Origin of the sequence: Hwangdonia lutea, from assembly GCF_032814565.1 — a bacterium.
Classification (GTDB): domain Bacteria; phylum Bacteroidota; class Bacteroidia; order Flavobacteriales; family Flavobacteriaceae; genus Hwangdonia; species Hwangdonia lutea.
In genome coordinates, this window is sequence record NZ_CP136521.1 from 1,509,204 (window position 1) to 1,526,904 (window position 17,701).

Annotated in this window: 17 protein-coding genes; 1 reads left to right on the plus strand and 16 read right to left on the minus strand. The window is 32.6% G+C overall.

All coding sequences use genetic code 11. The features are described from left to right. Window positions 1-235 precede the first annotated feature (235 nt). The 5 genes from RNZ46_RS06505 to RNZ46_RS06525 all read right to left on the minus strand — a co-directional run bounded on the left by RNZ46_RS06505 (window position 236) and on the right by RNZ46_RS06525 (window position 9,474). Window positions 236-3,682, minus strand: coding sequence for a DEAD/DEAH box helicase family protein (locus RNZ46_RS06505; RefSeq protein ID WP_316984573.1), 3,447 nt, complete (start codon window positions 3,680-3,682; stop codon window positions 236-238). A gap of 264 nt (window positions 3,683-3,946) precedes the next feature. Then, window positions 3,947-5,584: an ATP-binding protein gene (locus RNZ46_RS06510; protein WP_316984574.1), complete on the minus strand. Its 1,638-nt coding sequence runs from the start codon at window positions 5,582-5,584 to the stop codon at window positions 3,947-3,949. 107 nt (window positions 5,585-5,691) lie between these two features. Continuing rightward, window positions 5,692-6,714, minus strand: coding sequence for a restriction endonuclease subunit S (locus tag RNZ46_RS06515; RefSeq protein WP_316984575.1), 1,023 nt, complete (start codon window positions 6,712-6,714; stop codon window positions 5,692-5,694). Window positions 6,715-6,785: 71 nt separating this feature from the next. Further along, window positions 6,786-8,405: a type I restriction-modification system subunit M gene (locus tag RNZ46_RS06520; RefSeq protein ID WP_316984576.1), complete on the minus strand. Its 1,620-nt coding sequence runs from the start codon at window positions 8,403-8,405 to the stop codon at window positions 6,786-6,788. A gap of 61 nt (window positions 8,406-8,466) precedes the next feature. Further along, window positions 8,467-9,474, minus strand: a complete 1,008-nt coding sequence (locus RNZ46_RS06525; protein ID WP_316984577.1) for a helix-turn-helix transcriptional regulator — start codon at window positions 9,472-9,474, stop codon at window positions 8,467-8,469. 96 nt (window positions 9,475-9,570) lie between these two features. Here RNZ46_RS06525 and RNZ46_RS06530 point away from each other — a divergent pair, with 96 nt between their 5' ends. Beyond that, window positions 9,571-9,897 carry an HIRAN domain-containing protein gene (locus RNZ46_RS06530; protein WP_316984578.1) on the plus strand — a complete coding sequence of 109 codons (327 nt, stop codon included), beginning with the start codon at window positions 9,571-9,573 and terminating at the stop codon, window positions 9,895-9,897. A gap of 18 nt (window positions 9,898-9,915) precedes the next feature. Here the strand turns inward: RNZ46_RS06530 and RNZ46_RS06535 are convergent, their stop codons facing one another. From RNZ46_RS06535 to RNZ46_RS06585, 11 genes are all read right to left on the minus strand, one after another. Then, window positions 9,916-10,578, minus strand: coding sequence for an NUMOD1 domain-containing DNA-binding protein (locus RNZ46_RS06535; protein ID WP_316984579.1), 663 nt, complete (start codon window positions 10,576-10,578; stop codon window positions 9,916-9,918). After that, on the minus strand, window positions 10,565-11,617 hold the full coding sequence (locus tag RNZ46_RS06540) for an AAA family ATPase (protein ID WP_316984580.1): 1,053 nt from the start codon (window positions 11,615-11,617) through the stop codon (window positions 10,565-10,567). The genes RNZ46_RS06535 and RNZ46_RS06540 overlap by 14 nt, the downstream gene beginning before the upstream one ends. A 504-nt stretch (window positions 11,618-12,121) precedes the next feature. Further along, complete coding sequence (locus RNZ46_RS06545; protein ID WP_316984581.1) at window positions 12,122-12,376, minus strand: hypothetical protein; 255 nt, start codon at window positions 12,374-12,376, stop codon at window positions 12,122-12,124. 56 nt (window positions 12,377-12,432) lie between these two features. Next, on the minus strand, window positions 12,433-13,407 hold the full coding sequence (locus tag RNZ46_RS06550; RefSeq protein ID WP_316984582.1) for a DUF3871 family protein: 975 nt from the start codon (window positions 13,405-13,407) through the stop codon (window positions 12,433-12,435). Then, a complete protein-coding gene (locus RNZ46_RS06555; protein WP_316984583.1) occupies window positions 13,382-14,281 on the minus strand; it encodes an AAA family ATPase in 900 nt (299 codons plus the stop codon). The genes RNZ46_RS06550 and RNZ46_RS06555 overlap by 26 nt, the downstream gene beginning before the upstream one ends. A gap of 90 nt (window positions 14,282-14,371) precedes the next feature. Further along, a complete protein-coding gene (locus RNZ46_RS06560; RefSeq protein ID WP_316984584.1) occupies window positions 14,372-14,728 on the minus strand; it encodes a hypothetical protein in 357 nt (118 codons plus the stop codon). A 183-nt stretch (window positions 14,729-14,911) separates the two neighbouring features. Continuing rightward, on the minus strand, window positions 14,912-15,256 hold the full coding sequence (locus tag RNZ46_RS06565; protein WP_316984585.1) for a hypothetical protein: 345 nt from the start codon (window positions 15,254-15,256) through the stop codon (window positions 14,912-14,914). A gap of 71 nt (window positions 15,257-15,327) precedes the next feature. Beyond that, the gene (locus RNZ46_RS06570; protein ID WP_316984586.1) at window positions 15,328-16,089 is read right to left on the minus strand and encodes a hypothetical protein; all 762 of its coding nucleotides are present in this window, start codon (window positions 16,087-16,089) and stop codon (window positions 15,328-15,330) included. 10 nt (window positions 16,090-16,099) lie between these two features. Then, window positions 16,100-16,441 (minus strand): hypothetical protein, encoded by a 342-nt coding sequence (locus RNZ46_RS06575; RefSeq protein WP_316984587.1) that lies wholly within the window; start codon window positions 16,439-16,441, stop codon window positions 16,100-16,102. A gap of 26 nt (window positions 16,442-16,467) precedes the next feature. After that, window positions 16,468-17,004, minus strand: a complete 537-nt coding sequence (locus tag RNZ46_RS06580; protein ID WP_316984588.1) for a hypothetical protein — start codon at window positions 17,002-17,004, stop codon at window positions 16,468-16,470. Between the two features lie 59 nt (window positions 17,005-17,063). Further along, window positions 17,064-17,618, minus strand: a complete 555-nt coding sequence (locus tag RNZ46_RS06585) for a hypothetical protein (protein WP_316984589.1) — start codon at window positions 17,616-17,618, stop codon at window positions 17,064-17,066. Window positions 17,619-17,701 lie beyond the last annotated feature (83 nt).

Below are 17,701 nucleotides of genomic sequence, written 5' to 3' on the forward strand. Positions count from 1 at the left end.
AACTTAAACATCCATATACTCGAAATTTAAACCAGTTTTGTTGTATCATATAAAATATAAGGTCAAAAACACTTTGTATCTGAATTTTGAACACAAAAAAACCCAACACTTTCGTATTGGGTTTTGTTTGCTCCTCTTCTTGGGCTCGAACCAAGTGAGGTATAATATTCTTAATCAACTATTTGACAACTTGACAACTTTAATAGCTTCCTTTTTATATGCCTTTTTACATAAATCACCCAGCATTATCATTAACAATATCAATAATAGAAATTATCTGCCTGACATCGCTTTCATCCTGAAAAAGCCCAATAATACCAGCATCGTGTGCTTCGTTAAATGGTGGTTTTACCAGTAGTGATTTATCTAAAGTCCCATTTACATTAAGATAATCTATTAGCGTTTTTATAAACGTTATTTGCGCAGCTGATAAATTTTCGTTGTTTATAAAATCTGCAAAGAGCTGATTAACCACTTCGATATCTAAACCAACTATGCTTCTTATAAAATTCCCTAAAGGCATATCGCCATATTGCCTTTTGTATTCATCTTTTGTGCCAATGGAATCTTCAAATAACAACGTTTCTAAAAGGGCTAATTCTTTTTCAGTTATGGGTATATTTTTATGCAACTTACTAACCACTAAATGTGATTTATTTTTCCTTATAAACGATTCAACACGGTCTTTATAACTTTGTAATTTTGTATAACTTGGTAAAATATCCCGTTCCTCTACTTTATCATAATGCAGCACATCTTCAAAATCGGTGTAAACGGACTTTATATCTTCTTTATTAATAAACTTTATAAGTTCTCGAAGCTCTGTACGAACATACTCAACCTGCTCTAAATCAACAGATTTCCAAAACTCTTGAGTTTTTACTTGGTTTATCGTAGTGAGCTTATCGGCTACTACAGGAATATTTCTTTTTTTATATAGATTAACACCAACATCGTAAATCTGCTGAATATAAGTTTCTACAGATTTTGCTTTATTAAGAAGCGCTAATTGTAAGCGTAATGCTAACAAATCAAAACGTTTTGCTAACACATCATCATCTGATTTGTAAACTGGTAAATGCGATAGATGATCACAAATATCAAACACGTCTCCAACGGATAAGCTATTCCAACGTGCTCTATCTTTAAAATCTTTTACATAGCGCAACGATTTTCTAACTTCAAAACGTTTTTCATCTAAATCGTTAATAGCAGTATGTAATTGATTAGTGTATGCTGCGGCCATAGCATCATCTTCTGGTGTTGCTTCTGCTAAATCTCTGATGGTTGTAATGATATTTAGCTTTGTTTCAAACACCTTTTGAGACAAAGTTTTAGACGAACCTGTTTTTACACCATCTGGAAACTCATCAAAAAATTCAAAATTGCCACAAAAATCAAATATTAAAAAGTGTTCTTTATGTTGTTCTGGAGCAAATAAATGAGGGCGTAATCGTGTGCCTCTACCAATCATTTGCCAATACTTAGCGTATGATTTTACTGGTTTAAAAAACACCAAATTAACAACTCTTGGTGCATCTACACCTGTGTCCATCATATCTACAGATACCGCAATTTGAGGTTCTTGTTCCTGCTTATCATCACAAAATTTTTCTAATAAATCTTGTGCTTTAGATTCGTAATTATCTATAACTCTTAAAAAAGACCCTGCATATTCTGGGTAATTCTTATTAAAGCGTTCTTCAATAAAAACAGCGTGTTTATGGTTTTTGGCAAATATGATGGTTTTACCCAATGTATCACCACCATCCACTTTTACACCTTCATTCATCAAAAAATCTAGAACAATATCAACGGTTTTTGTATTGAATAAAAAGCTATTGAGTTGGCTTTTATCAATTTGAACCGAATCATCATCTGGTTCTACTTCAAAACTTCCGAATTTTTCTTCAAATTTGATTTTATCTTCCTCAGATAAGTCTTTGTATTTAATCCCTTCTTCTAAAAACTGAATGGGCACTTTTTTAGCTTTTGGCGGATTTAAATAACCATCATTAACAGCTTGAGTTAACTCGTAGGCAAAGGTTGGATTATCATCTTCTATTCCAAATAAATTATAAGTATTATGGTCTATATCACTTTTTGGTGTTGCAGTTAAACCAATTAGAATAGCATCGAAATAATTGAATATAGCACCATATTTCTGGTAAACAGACCTGTGTGCCTCATCTACAATAATAACATCAAAATGCCCAACACCATAAAACCGTTCATCATCATCCAGCTTATCAATTTTATTCATGATAGTTGGGTAGGTAGAAAATACCAACCTTGTTTTACTATCTTCTTTCTCCTTAGTTAAATCGATGGCGCTTAAATGTGGCAAATGCTCTTTAAACGCATTTTTGGCTTGTGTTACCAAGGCATTTCTATCGGCTAAAAACAAGATGCGTTTTGCCCAATTATATTTGGTAAACATATCGACTATAGCAGCAGAAGTTCTGGTTTTACCGCTCCCTGTTGCCATAACCAATAACGCTTCACGATGTTTTCCTTTTAGTTGATTTTGGTGTGTAGTTACCAAACTCTCACTAACACGTTGTATGGCTTCTAATTGGTATGGACGACCAGCAATGTCAGTATTCACTTTAAACTGCCTAATATCCTTTCTGGTTTTACGTTGCTCTATTAAGAAATTAAGCTCCTCTTTAGTGTAAAAACCATAGACTTGTCGTTCTGGGTAAAAGGTATCTTCCCATAAATAGGTATCAAAACCATTGGAATAGAAAATAATAGGACGTTGCCCTGTCATTTGCTCTAAACAATTGGCATATAATACCGCTTGATGTTTTCCTTTTTTAGCATCGTGCAAGGTTTGTTTAGCTTCTACTACAGCAATAGGTAAGCCGTTATCGCCCCAAAGCACATAATCTACATAGCCTTTACCTGTTGGGTTGGTGCTTCTTGGCATGCCTGTAACAGGAAACTCGATATCTACACCAGTTTTTAAATTAGTCCACCCTGCTTCTTTTAATAATACATCTATATAAAGCTTTCGTGTTTCAAGTTCTGGTGTTAATTGTGGAATATCACGTTCTTGGACAACCTCCTTTTTACGTGCTGCTTTACGTGTTGCAAGTTCTTGTAATTGTTGTTCTAATTGGCGTTTTAAAAGTTCGTTTTCTTTTACTAAGGCTTCTTTTTCTTCTTGTTGCTTTTTAAAAGCTTTAAGTTGTGCTTCCTTTTCTTCTGCTAATGCCTTTAATTGCGCTTTTGTTTTGTCTTTAACTATATTATCCTGTGGACTTGGCAATATGGCTTCATCAAAAACAGGAATATCTGAATGGGTTTCGCCATAGTATTTAACTAAATAGACTGAAAAACTAAAAATAGCTTTTAGCGATAATAATGACTTTCTTGAAGTTACCGGGTTGCCATGTGCACCATCATTACCAAAACGCCTCACTAAATCTAACTCGTGAAATAAAGATGGTTTAATACTGCTTTTAAAATCGTAATGAAAGAGTAATGCAGCTAATTTAGAATCGTAAGGTTTTGTAAACTCTACATCGTTATCGTACAACCAATTTAAGCCTAATTCTAAAACCGTTCTGCATAACAAAGCTGCATATTTAGGTTCTGTAAAGGTATATTTTTCAGCATTTATAGCTTCTGTGTAAAGCTGCGGAAAATCTTGTTTTAGGAAATTGAAGTTGCTCATTTAGATAAAAATAGTCACAGCTTTAAAAGTAAGGCTTTTCTTTTTATTGGGGTACTCATGTAAAGATTTTTCCATTTTCTTTACACGTGTTGTTTTCATGTAAAGCAAATGTGTTTTTCTTTATATGTTATACTATTTTACTTTTATTTCATGGTTTTTATGTTGATACAACCCTCCATAAAACAGATGTTTACGTAATAAAGCTTAAGGTATATCAACATTTTTATCAACATTTATCAACATTTTTAAGTTTATTTCATGGTTTTATGTTGATATAATATATTTAGTCCCTTTCTTTTCTCCTAGCTTTACCAACAAACCTTTAATAATCATTTCATCTAACTTAGCTTTAAGTGTGCGTTGATTAATCTCACTACCAATACGTTTATTTATTTCACTAATAGCACTTTCAGGATAATTTTTCAAGTCTTCATAAATTAATTCTTGAAGCCTATGAGGTTCAATACGTTTTAAATTTGTTTTTTCAATAAAATCTGTTGTTCTTAAAAACTCAGGGTTCACATAATAGAGTGTTCCTTTGGTCTTTCCTTTGGATAATACAATTTCAAGTTTAAGCAATCGCCCTAACCAATGCTGTAGTCCATTGGGTTTATTTACATTTAATTCTTTAGATAAATCGGGAGCAGAAACACCTTCTTTTTGTGCAATTAATCCTAGAGCAATTAACTCGCGTTGCCTTAATTGTAATTCTTTGGATGCTTTATCCATTAATTTTAAAACCTTATTGCTAATTATTTGCTTTTTAACTGTAACAATAACTCTGTCGTCTCCTTCAAAAACTTCAGGAACTTCTTTACCATTACCTAATAACACTTCATAAACCTTATCATAACCACTACCTTCTTTTTCCATGAGTTTTAAATCATAAAATAATTTAGCTAGCAGTTGGTTACGCTGTACCGATTTTGTTAAAATATTATCTGGAGTTACTCCAAGCGGTAACAAACCAGGGCTATGAATTTCTAACCTATCTGGATATAGATTAATAAAAATATCGCCACGCATGGTGTAGTTCCTATGCGCAAAAGCATTAGCAATAAGTTCTCGAATAACCTCTGGCGGATAGTTGTAAATATTTTTTCTAAAAATACCATCAGATACTTCTAAAAATTCATTCCAATCTGGTATTTGTGTTATAATATCTGAAATGAGTTCTTTTGGGTTGTATGAGTAATCATCCCACACCTTTTTATACACTTTATTACCATCTTCATTATACTTAATAAATTGAACAGATGGTGCATAATGTAGTGTTGCTCTATCTCTACGTTTACCAATCCACAATACCCCAAGGTTTGTTAAAAATCCATTATGGGTTAAAAAATAATAATCTGTAATTTCTTCGGTAGTCATGTCTTTTACAAAGCCACTAACACGCTCAGAATTTTTTATATCTTTTAAAAAGGTATTGAATTTTTCAATATCACAATCTGCCAACTGCACTTTTTTTACTGTTTTTTCTTCCCAAACAAAAGCATTTTTTTCTGAAAACAAGCGTTCTATTTGGTCTGGCATTACAGGTTTGCATTCGTCTGACACCCTAATATAATAGCGCCCATCGGTGGTGCTTGCTATAGATTGTGCGCTTCTAAAAACAGTAAGCTCTATATATTGACCACCATTTTCGGCAGTGATAATTTGAGGTGCGATACCAACATTTAAAGCCAATGCAGGAATACGTTTATTAATTTGTTCTATAAGTTGTTTAGATATTTTTTGCGATGGTTTAGGTGCATCTTTATCATCCTCAATACCAATAAGTATTTTGCCACCGTAGCCATTAGCAAAACAGACACAATCTTTTGCTAATTCCTTCCAGTTTGCTGTTTTACCAGATATTAAGGATAACGACTTTTTATCTAAACCACTATTTTCTTTCATTGGTATAAAAGTATCTTTTTTTTATTTTGTTTGCAATTTAAAAGTTAGTAACCAAACTTTATAAGATTGCCACGTCGTTCCTCCTGTCGCCGCTTCTCGCCATGACGTTACAACGCCCCTTTAAATGCCTTTTGTAACAAACTATTAAACAAGGCATCGCTTTTTTGTAAGGCGGCTTGGGCTTGTTGTTTTTGGGCTTCTATGAGTTGTACGCGTTCTGCGAATTGGGTTTGGAGGTGGATTGGGGGAATTGGTGCTAATTCTTTATGCACTAATTTCCTGTCCAAAGTTGGGACACCTGCTCCATGTGAAAATCTTTTTAAATCAAAGTATTCTACAAAAAACTTGAGGTAGATAATATTATTAGAATGTGTTTTATAACCATACAAAGAAGTATTCAAAGGCCAACATTTCCCTTTTATTAATTGGACATTTCCTATCGAACCGGAACGTCCTGTTACAATACAATCTACATCGACTTTATGTTCATTATGATACCCAACAATTCCAGTTGATGCAGCTATAGGTATTTCTCCATGAATTCTGGAAGCTGTAGGTAAATCATAGCCTCTTTTTAATGAAATGATATTTTCAAATTTTATTTCTTTAAAATCTTTTGAATTTACTCTAACATCCCCAAACATATCTAAAAAGAGGCTTTGGGTTAGGGCATCGTATTTTTTTATAAGTTGTTGGTTGAGTTGGCGCAATTTGTCGGCTTCATCTAAAATAGCGGCGATGCGTTTTTGGGTTTTTAGGGGTGGTAGGGGGATTTTTAAATTTCTAAGAATTTTTAATGTAACAAATTTTTGTGTACCTCCTTTTTGTTGGCTTTTTATTTGATTTTCAACAAACGGCGAGTTTAATAAATAGTAAAAATATTTGTTGAATAATTTTTCATCTTTGAACTTAAACAGCGCAACATTTTTAATAGCATATTCAGGTTCATCTTCAACTAACGCATAGTTACCAATAGAACCAATCATTGAATATAAAATATCGCCTACATCAACTTTAGACCTTTTATTGATATTAACATAATCTTCTTCTGAAACATAACTAACATCCTCGAAACAGATTTTACCTTGTTTTAAATTTTTTGACGTTATTAATGGGTAGCCTGTTTCCAAATATTTAGGGCTGTCGTGGGTTCCATCTCTAACATCAATAATTTCACTGCTGTTTATTAATTCAAACTCCATTAATTCATCATCTTTTCCAAATTCAACAAAACTTCGTTACGTTTAGTATCCAAATCTTTAATTTGGTTGATTAGGGTTTCTGGTTTTTCGTATTCAATGGCCTCATAAACAATCTCTTTGTAGCGGTTTATGGATAAATCCCAATCGTTGTCTGCTATCTCTTGTTTTGGCACTAAAAAAGATTGTTGGGTGCGGTCTGAGAAGTCCTTTTCATGAGATTGCTTCATTTCGACTCCGCTCAATGCAGGCTCTCGCAATGACGTGGTATTCATTATTTTGTTGGCATCTAATAGTATTTGGGGGATGTCGCATTTGCCTTTTACTTCATTTACTATATTTTCTGGATTGGTAAAGCATTGCTCAAAGGTTTCTTCTGAAACTAAAAGATTACGTTTATCGTCCAGACTTAAACCATCGGCTTTCATATCGTAAAACCAAACCTTATCTGTACCTCCAGAATTGGTTTTTGTAAAGAATAAAATAGCGGTACTTACACCAGCATAGGGTTTAAAAACACCACTTGGCATAGAAATAACAGCTTGTAGTTGTTGGTTTTCTACCAATTCCTTACGGATGCTTTTATGAGCATTAGAACTACCAAATAATACGCCATCGGGTACAATAACCGCTGCTCGTCCTCCTGTTTTTAGCATACGCAACATGAGGGCTAAAAAGAGGAGTTCTGTTTTTTTGGTTTTGGTAACTTTTAGTAGGCTGCTTTCTACCTCGTCATAATCCAAACTGCCTTTAAAGGGTGGGTTTGCCAGAATTAAAGAGTATTGATTCTCTATATCGCTATTACTTTCACTTAGGGCATCTTTACCAATTAAAGTTGGGTTATCCATACCGTGTAATTGCATGTTCATGGCACCAATACGTAGCATGGTAGGGTCGAACTCTACACCGTTAAACATGCTGTTATGAAAGTGTTCTCTAAAGGTTTTATGGTTAAACCAATCTTTATGCTTATCGTAAATATACTCGCCTGCCGAAACCAAAAACCCTGCGGTACCACAACTTGGGTCGCATATTACATCGTCTTGTTGTGGTTGCACTATCTCCACCATCATACGGATAATGTGGCGTGGCGTTCTAAACTGCCCATTTGTTCCTGCTTCTGCTATTTTAGAGAGCATGTACTCATACAAATCGCCTTTGGCATCTTTATTATCAAGGTTTAAGGCGTCTATTTGTTGTACCACTTTATCGAGCAACTTAGGCGATTGTATCATAAAAATAGCTCCTTTCATGTACTGTGCAAACACACCACCTTGCTTGCCTATGTTTTTCATAAAATCAAAAACAGTTAAATCGTCTAAGTTGCGCTGTGGTTTGGTGAACAAATCGAACATCACTTCAGGGTCTTTTTCTTTAAAACTGCTCCAACGTAATGGTTCGTATTTTTTGCTGTAAAAGGCATTTTCTAGTGGAATACCCAAAAGGTTGGCAGCCTTTTCGTTATCAATCTGTTTACTATCTAACTGTTTTAAAAAAATAAGATAAGTAAATTGCTCTATTACGGTAAGTGGGTTAGAGATGCCTCCTGTCCAGAAATCGTTCCAGATTTTATCAATTTTACTTTTTAATTCGCCTGTAATCATAGATTCATGTAGTTTCATAGCACATGTGTTTTTAAGTCACTGTTGTAAAAGTAATTAACACCTGTGCAGTGTATTTGCACTAATAGTTTTTGTATTGTTGTTCTACTCTTTTTTTTATGGTTTCTTTAATGAACGTCGGTTTCATAACCCGGAGGTCTTCGCCTAAAGACAAAATTAGTTTTTCCAACTCGTAATTAGGTACTACTACAATAGAAAAGGTATAGCCAGTTTCGTCGTCTTTTACTTTTTTCTGTGAGCCATGAAAAGGTTTCGTTTTTATATATGGTGCTAAAGCGGGTTTTGCGTGAAATTCTATTTTTACTAAAGGTTTATCATGGGGTTTGGTAACCCCTATAATATCATCAAAATAGTCTTCAAAATTAACCATTTGGCTCGTATCATAGTGTTTTGATGATTGGGTGATTTGCTTTAGCCTATCTAATGCTAAATTGGTCATATTATTATAATCATCATGTTTTCCAAATACAAACCATCTATTATTATACTGTTTTAAATGATAAGGATGAAAAATAAAATATTGTGTTTCGGGATTGTTGAAAGATTGATACCCAATTTTTAAAGCCTGATTGTTTTGAATGGCAGAAAAAAGCGGTGTTATATAGTCTATTCCTACTAAATAATTATTGTTATCGAAACTGATAATTTCTTGATTTTGATTAGATAGTTTAAAGGTTTGGTCTAACTTAGGCAAAAGTTCATTAACCCATTCAAACTGTGGTAAGCCTTTAAAACGCCCTAATACTAACATGGCAGATTTTAGTTGTTCTGCTTCTGTGGGATTTAAGGGCTGATTGTTTATTGAAAAGGAAGGGTCTTTATATTGATAATAAGCACGCCTACCATCTTTAATTTTTTCTAAGGGAATGGAAAAGCCTTGTGAGGATTCCATAAACCTGATATCGTCATATAATTGCCGTTTTTTAATGCCTACTGAATTAGGGTCGAATTCAAATAAGGCGTTATTACAAGCTTCTAATAAATCTTCTATATAATATCGCTTACCCGTGTTTTTAAAGCACCTATCCAAGCTCTGATATCGAATAATAGCGTGTTTATTGGTGGACATGGTTGTTGGTTTGTGTAAACATAAAATTTTATGTGCACATACACTGCATGAATCGTCCTTAAAATTGCATACTATTAATAATAAAACACAAAAACTATGGAACGCGATTACTTTTTACGTTTTAGCATTGCAGGTTTTTCATATTATGAGGGTGCTATTGCTTTTAAAAACCTAGAAATAGGCACGATATTAACTCTTAAAAGAGAACCTACCAATACCTATGACAAACATGCTATTGAGATTTTTTTCAACGATTTAAAATTGGGTTATGTACCTAAGTTTGAGAGCAGAAAATTATCATTATTGTTAAAATATGGCTTTGATAAATTTGAAACCAGAATACAAAACATTAATACGGATGAACACCCCGAATCTCAAATTGATATTATTTTGTATTTGGTAAAAGAAGAGGCGCCATTATAGCGCCTCTATTTTTAAAATTTAGTAACTCCATTTATAGCCTCCACTTTGTTCTCGTTCATTTCTGCAAACTCTGCTGATGCAGGTCTTAGAAACTCCCGTTTTTTTACTTGCTTCTGCAACAGATTCGTAAACTGCTATTTGCTTGCCAGAAAGGGAATATTGAACTACTTGTTTTTTACGCAAATCCTTTTCAGGACAAAAGGGCACACTAAAGTTGTAAGACCAATAATAACCTTTGCAGGTTTTATTTTGCCCAATACAAGCATTCCCAACACAGGTTTTATATGCATTAACTGCATTAGCTGCATTTTGTAGGCAATCATAAGTATTTAGTAAACTACCATCTTTTATATTGTACTGATACACTGTTTTTTTGATGCCTCCACCAGAATCTGCATTAAAGCCTTTTTCTTTAGAATCTAATTTTTTAATAGTTTCCTTTTCTTTTCTGGCTAGTTCGTCTGTTGAATTGGCAGTATCTGTTTGCTCCCAAGTAAATGCTTCAACATCATGTGTTGCTATGGCTTGTGCAAAGGGGTGTTTTTCTCCCCTATTTGCACGTTCTTGATGGTCTAGTTTACGCTGATGTAATGAATCTTTAGTTGCACCTACATAGAACTCGCCAGTGATTTCACATTTGACTGTGTAGATGATTCCTGCTGGTTTTTTATTTTTCTTCATCGTTCTCAACTTTATTAGAGCAATCCATAGAAATATAAAAACCGTGTTTAGGTTTTTTAATTTTACCACCATTAACCAAATCTCTTAAATGCTCTTTAATCTGGCGTTCTTCTAAGCCTATTTCCTTTTTCAGAATTTTTACTAAATCGGCTGTAGATACAGGTTTACATTCAAGTTCATTAATTTTTTTAATAATTGAATTACGATGATTGTCGGCTCGTCTGCCATCTGTACCCTCCAATAGCTCCCATTCAGTTCCAGTTCCCTGATAGTCAATTGTTGAATTCTGGGTGAATTGAAACTGATGTATTACAGAATCATCTACTTCTTTATACCTAAATTCAATATTTTTTAGATATCTAACTTTATTATTAGTATTTCGTAAACCAATAATAAAATCAGCCTCTTGTGCAAAAACAACACTTCCTTTCATACAGTCCATTGTTAATGATCTGTTTCCAATTTTAGGAGTGTGATGTATGCAAATCAAAGTGATATTTAAGTCTTGGCTTAAATTTCTGAGTTTAAGCATGATTTTTTCTGCATCACTACTTTTTTCCAAGCTACCATGATTTAAACGAGTAATACTATCTATAAATACAACTTGCGCCTCAGAGCTTTTAATTGTTTTTTTTAGCCTTGCCCAATCACTATCCTTGGATATTAACCTTAAATACTCTTTTGGTTGATAAGTAAAATTAGTGTTGTACAATAGCTGTTCAGCATCATTAAGCGTTTGGTACTGGCTTATATTACGTCTTGCCCTCATTTTCCAATGCTCCTCAAGCCCTATAAAAATTACTTTTCTGGGATTGCCATCTAAGTTAAAACCCATAAACTCCTTTCTACCTACTGCTAGGTGCATCCCCAAACACTCACATAATGTCGATTTTCCACTTTTGGGTGGAGCAAAAAATATGCCCATGGAATTTTCAACAATACCACTCCATAAATAAGTTATTGGTGGCTCTTTTTCGTATAACTTTACGATTTCTTCATAGGTTAAATAACCCTTTTCTTTAGCTTCTGTTACTTTCATTTTTTTTAATTTTTACCGAAACGGCGTTAAATATTAATTAACAAAGCAGTTAAAGACGTTAATAGAATACTCTAGAAACACTTAAAAACAAGCTTTCCAGATAAGACATACCTATCTAATGTATTAAAATATAAAACTGCAATGAAAGTCACTTTTTAGAAACATTTTTTTGAAGCTAATGTTTCCGTTTATGAAGTTGTAAGTGACTAAAGAATTTGTCCACTTTGAACTCTACAAATATCTCAAAAAAAAAGATTTGAAAAAAGCATTTTTTCAAAATCTTATTAACCAAGCTGTTAATATCTCTGAAAGCATCAATAAATATGAGCACTACCTGCCATCAAAAGGCAAAAATTTCCTAGAAATGCACAAAGTGCAGGTAATGCATATATTTCTGATTCTTTTCAGTATTTTTATTTTAGTACGAAAAAGTCTCAAAAGAATCGAGTAAAGAAAATGCAACATAACGTACATCTATAGATTTTAATTTTAGCTATATTATTATCACAAATGGGTTAAAATGTCGAAATAGTAATAATAGTAAGCTCTTTTGTTGATGATAAATACGGTGTTGCCAGAACTGGATAGTTTTACTTCAGTTACTTTAGCATAATCCCCTTTAGTCAATTCCCCAATGTCATGTGCAATCTTAACGGTAATAGGGCAATGCAAAGTTTTTAATTTTCCATACCATGTGATTACGAGTATGGATTTTGGCGAACAATATTTAAAAAGTTCAGCCAGTTCTTCATTTTTCATAAGGATTAAATAAAATGCCCAAGCATAACACCTGAGCATGTTTTAGCTATTAATATTTAATTGAGATACCAGAAAGGTGAATCATTTTGCATTGAAAAGGATAGTTTTTGGATAAGTTCGTGTGCGTTCAAGCTTCTTCCTAAAAAGGAATCTATATAACTGCTCTTATTTGCTTCGGTTAATAGGTTAAACACATTCCATAAATTGATACTGCCATCCTGTTGCCTTGAAAAATTTTCATCTTCGTAATACCCTTTAGCTATTGAGTTGATTTGTCCATCATTCAGCATTAAGGTGGGAATTTCTCTTTTTTCTGGCTTTGGCAAATAGTTATACATACGACACTTGCCTAAAAATCTTGCAAATTGTTTTTCAGTTAAATAGTGTTCTGATAACTGCTTCAAAGCATTTAAATGGTTTTGCATTTCATAAGTGCCCAATAGCTCTAACACCTTGGATTTCAGTTCCTCGATGCTTGTTGCTCTTAATTCTTCTACCATTCCATCACTACTGACACATAGATTCGTGCATACCATATTTTTGAAACCTACAAACACCTTAAACTTTTCGTAGTTCTTTTTACTGTATAAATTTTCTTGATTATAGGCTCTAACGCCACCTATCACTAAGCTTAAGTCATTGCCATTAATGGTTTCTGAAATACTAGGCACCTCTATTTTAAACATCATTCTTTCGTAATAAATGGTTTTATCTTGCTCTGTTAACTCCTTAACAGGTTTGCCAATAGCTTCGGGAATTCTCCCTTTTATGACATGGCTTACTCTCAATTCTGGTTTTAAAATACGTTGCCCTGAAAACACAGTTCTTGCACAACTATCAACTGCATCAATAAACTCGTGATGAGCCAAAGTACACTCGTTATCCTTTGAAAATACCGGGATGGTACAATCATTTTGTAAATGAGAAAGGCTAACCTCATGTGTGTTAGCCTCTATAAATGGGTTTGGTGATTTGGTAATTATCTGCTCTTCTGGTATGACTAAATTATTCTGTACTTGTTGTAGTTCCATTTTCGTTGGGTTTTTGTTGTTCAATAATTTCTGAATTAGGCACGATATTGTGGTCTATGGCTTCAATAAGTACCTTCCTTTCCATAATATCAGCTTTAATTACTTTTTGGTAATTGGGGTATTTAGCATAAATATGCCTTAAACCATCAACAGTTTCGCATTTTTGAATTTCAGCTTTAGCTTGTTCTAAATCTTTTCCATTATTACACCAACGCATTAATTTTTTACCTGTGGAAGCATTTATAACAAACTCTGGTTTATTCATAAACAAGCCAGTCCTGTCTTTAGAAGCTCTAACTAAATGGTTGTCGTTAATTAATTCAAGATTTACAGTTAATTCGTACTCAAATCCCTCTCTGGTAATTTCTTTAGTGCCATGTTTTATAACTTTAGTTTTACCATTATTATCAGTATCCATAGAATAATCCACCTTACGCCTTGTTGTAGTAATGATGTGACATTTAGATTGTAAAATAGCATCAATAAATGCTTGATGTCTTGGGGTTATTTGTGCCCAATTCTGGAACCTCCCACCTAGTTTCTCATGAATATCCAAACATCCGCCTTTGCCATTCCATTCATGTGTAATACTATCGACTATAATTACCTCCATACCAGATTCTTCGCATACTTTAATAGCTTCTATATACTTTTCTGGGGCATAAGGAGGTTGCATACTTAATGTGTTGTAACTTCCTAAATGTGAGTATAAGCTAGCTGATTGATTTTCTGTGTCGATTATAGCTACTTTAGAGTAATCATTAGTAATGCCATAAGCCAATAATAGCGCTGAATAGGTCTTGCCAAATCCAGATGCTCCACTAAGTCCAATACGTAGCTTTACTTGTTCTCGTTGTGCTTGTTTAAGTTTCATATATATTAATGTTATTGGTTATACTATTTTTTAGTTACATATAAAACCAAAAAAAGAGGCAATTAAACCTCTTTTCTTAGTTAGTAATGTTTACATCACCTCTTCTTCTTCGATAATATTTTCTGTAAGCACCTTCGGAACTTCCTCTAAGGAATCATCTTGATACTCCCAACGATGTTCAAGTGTAATGATTTCCCCTGATTCTGGCAATGCGTATTCGTATGGCTCAACTTCCACTTTTACAATCTCGCCAGGAAATTCCTGACCAATGATTTGCTGGCAGGTTTCTTCATCAAATGTAGTTGGAACAGTACAAGTTTTGGCTGTAAAATACATTCGTCCAGTTTCTTTGCTTTTTACAGGTGTAATGCCTCCTTGCAATACTAGCACAAAGAAGTCCTCGCCCTCTTTGTTTTGTCTTGTTTTAAAATCGATAACTTTTACCATGATAATAATATTTAATTAAACAATAGGGGTTATAAGCCCCATCCTCCTTATTAGGCAGGGGTGTTAAATTAATTATCACTCATTCATGGCTATGAAAAAGTGTTGCAAAAAAAAATTGAAAAAATTTTAGAAAATAAGTTGGCTTTATGGCTTTTGACAACTTGCCAAGTTTTTTGTGAAAGTTTAATTAGGCTTGATTTCAAAATAACAAGTGTAAAAGTCTTTATAGCCTTGATAAGAATGTTGACCCAATTTATTAATACGTCTATAGCAAGCATCCAGCGTCCCGTTATTAACATTAACCTGAGTGAAATTCATATAAGGTTTCCCATTAGAATCTAAATAAGTTACTTCTGTATGAAATAAACCACCATCTGCACCAAAACCTCTGACAATTTTAAACCTTTCAAGAATTTCTTCTTCATAGTAGCAACTTAATTTATAGTTCGCATACTCCTTAGTGATTTTTTTCCCATTCTGGTAAAAAACCTTATTATAGAAAAGCATAGGTCGGGTATACATTTTCATATTTAAAACAAAAACATGATTTTTGTAATTGCCTATGTCTGGGAAGTTGATTTTGAACATATTAAATTATCTTAGATACAACATTCTAGTTTTTTCTTAGTTACCCTCTTATAAGTATTTATAATATATCTAAAAGCTTTACTATTAAAAGCCCCATCAGCTATATAAATTGACGGATTTTCTTCTATTTCCTGTCCGTAAACATTCTTGTTTTCCCTAAACCAAACTTCAACATCAGGATAAGCTAAAGTGAACCATAGAGGTATACCCAATGCTCTTTCCATTATATCTTTTGTAAAATATTTAAGAAAAGAAGGTGTACATTCTAAATTTTCGTTAGTATTAAAGCCATAGGTATAACAAAATGTATTAGCGTTTTCATTGATACCATATTTGAAAAAATCAATATTGTCTTTAATGAAAAAAGATTTTATTATATCTGACATTGTATCCTCAGGATTCATTTTTTCTATTAAATCATGCCAGATAGCAGTATTTTTACTCTCTAACGATTTACCAGAAAATATTATTTGTTCAAACTTGTTGACGCTTTTTTCTTTACTTTTATTAGAATTGGAGTTGCCGTTTTCTTTGTTGTTAGGTTTTTTATTCCACAATTCTTCCCTACCAAGTTCCTTTTTAACCTTATGTTTTTTAACTTCTTCTTTAAAAATATCTGGTCCCACAAAAACTAACACAAAAGCAACAATAAAAATCAAAAAAATTATAATGATTCCAAATACGCCTAAATCTACTCCATCGATTAAAGATATAAATATTGCTAATAATGCAAAAGCTAAAAAATAACCAAGTACCATTTTTAAAGTGTCCATAATGTAACGGTTAATAATTATACGTTTCTGATAATCTTGTAAATAAATCTAACACAATGTCATCAGGTATAATTGAACCATTTATATTTACCTCGTCATTGAATTTCTTTAACATTATTGCCATCGCAAATATTCCTGTTGGTCTACTACTAAAAGATAGTTTTAGGTTACTTAACATATAATGTCTTAAATCCACAGGAGTAGGGTAACATTGTTTTAAATAGCATTGATTTAATAGGCTTCTAGTGTATTTAGAGTTATTTACAATATTTTGAATTTTACGGATTTTCCTTTCTCCATATTCATGCAAAAAATCATTATAATAAATTTCAAATGCAGTATTAAAATCCATATTTATAATTTTTATCTACAACTTAATTAATTTTCATCCTGCCCTTTGGGAAATAGTTTTTTGTCAATTAACTCATATTTACCCACCTTATAGACCTTGAGTACTTTTCCTTTTTTTATGTATTCCCCTGCTCTATCTGAATAACCTATTGTACTTCCACTTACATTTAATACTTCCACTTCTAATTCCTTACATTTTTTATAAAGTAATTCGCTTTTTTCAATACTTTCAATTAAATTAAAATCAACTGAATTGGCTTCATTAATCACTTTTTCCTTTAAAACTTCTGTCATTTCGCTATATTTATAATTACTATCGACAGTTGCGTACATAAATATTACTTTACCTTGTTCTTGATATCTAATCATAAAGTTAGACCCTAAATTAATTTTATTTATCTGCGACTCTATTAAATTAGCCCTAATCTGATGTCCAGTATATGTCATTAATTCACCAGCGCCAGAAGCAACATTTGACAAATTTTCTAATGCAATAGATTTGCTAAAACGTGAAAGAAACATAAAAACAAAAATAACCGCTATTATAATACTTACTATTTCCATGGTTTTAGTTTATTTAATTAACTGAATCTTGAATAAAATTAATTTATAAGTTGACATATTCAATACCATTCTGGTCCAAAATATGTGTTTTTTATAATGTTTTGAAAAAGTGGTATATAACAGTTTCTTAAGCTCCGTGTAGTGTTAAAAGTGAACACATAGGTATAACCATCATTAACAATCATATACATGATACCTGACATTAAATGTGTGTCATCAAGATTGTACACTTTGTGATTATATATAATTAGTTTTGCTGGAATATTTTTAAGCTTTACATTCTTTAGCATCCTATTTTCAAGATTAATTCCCATTTTAGCAATGAGTTGATCTATTAATCTGTCATTAATATCATGGGCTGATTTGATATAGTATCCATTTTTGTTTTTCATAATTCCTGCACTGGCTTGTTCAGAATCATTTTTCATGAATACCAAAACTGCGTTTTTATTCTCCAAAACTATATTCCAGTCTTCATTTAATGGCATTTCTAGGTCTTCGATACTGTTTGTGTATGAATAGTTTGAGTTAATCTCAGTATTAATACTTGAACAGTCTTGAGAAAATCCGCTGTGGCAATAAATAGCCAGAATCAATAAAAATATTATTTTCATGAATTTAGTATTGGTTAATCAAATATAATAAAATGTAGTATTTTAAGGTTACATGAATTAACTTTTCAAGTGAGAATTTTACC

Bases quoted from the DNA above. Each gene is read 5' to 3' on its own strand.
- RNZ46_RS06525 (WP_316984577.1), bottom strand. From the start codon at position 9,474: ATGTCCACCAATAAACACGCTATTATTCGATATCAGAGCTTGGATAGG.
- RNZ46_RS06510 (WP_316984574.1), bottom strand. From the start codon at position 5,584: ATGAAAGAAAATAGTGGTTTAGATAAAAAGTCGTTATCCTTAATATCT.
- RNZ46_RS06565 (WP_316984585.1), bottom strand. From the start codon at position 15,256: ATGAAAATGTATACCCGACCTATGCTTTTCTATAATAAGGTTTTTTAC.
- RNZ46_RS06545 (WP_316984581.1), bottom strand. From the start codon at position 12,376: ATGAAAAATGAAGAACTGGCTGAACTTTTTAAATATTGTTCGCCAAAA.
- RNZ46_RS06520 (WP_316984576.1), bottom strand. From the start codon at position 8,405: ATGAAACTACATGAATCTATGATTACAGGCGAATTAAAAAGTAAAATT.
- RNZ46_RS06580 (WP_316984588.1), bottom strand. From the start codon at position 17,004: ATGGAAATAGTAAGTATTATAATAGCGGTTATTTTTGTTTTTATGTTT.
- RNZ46_RS06555 (WP_316984583.1), bottom strand. From the start codon at position 14,281: ATGAAACTTAAACAAGCACAACGAGAACAAGTAAAGCTACGTATTGGA.
- RNZ46_RS06560 (WP_316984584.1), bottom strand. From the start codon at position 14,728: ATGGTAAAAGTTATCGATTTTAAAACAAGACAAAACAAAGAGGGCGAG.
- RNZ46_RS06570 (WP_316984586.1), bottom strand. From the start codon at position 16,089: ATGGACACTTTAAAAATGGTACTTGGTTATTTTTTAGCTTTTGCATTA.
- RNZ46_RS06535 (WP_316984579.1), bottom strand. From the start codon at position 10,578: ATGAAGAAAAATAAAAAACCAGCAGGAATCATCTACACAGTCAAATGT.
- RNZ46_RS06505 (WP_316984573.1), bottom strand. From the start codon at position 3,682: ATGAGCAACTTCAATTTCCTAAAACAAGATTTTCCGCAGCTTTACACA.
- RNZ46_RS06530 (WP_316984578.1), top strand. From the start codon at position 9,571: ATGGAACGCGATTACTTTTTACGTTTTAGCATTGCAGGTTTTTCATAT.
- RNZ46_RS06540 (WP_316984580.1), bottom strand. From the start codon at position 11,617: ATGAAAGTAACAGAAGCTAAAGAAAAGGGTTATTTAACCTATGAAGAA.
- RNZ46_RS06585 (WP_316984589.1), bottom strand. From the start codon at position 17,618: ATGAAAATAATATTTTTATTGATTCTGGCTATTTATTGCCACAGCGGA.
- RNZ46_RS06575 (WP_316984587.1), bottom strand. From the start codon at position 16,441: ATGGATTTTAATACTGCATTTGAAATTTATTATAATGATTTTTTGCAT.
- RNZ46_RS06550 (WP_316984582.1), bottom strand. From the start codon at position 13,407: ATGGAACTACAACAAGTACAGAATAATTTAGTCATACCAGAAGAGCAG.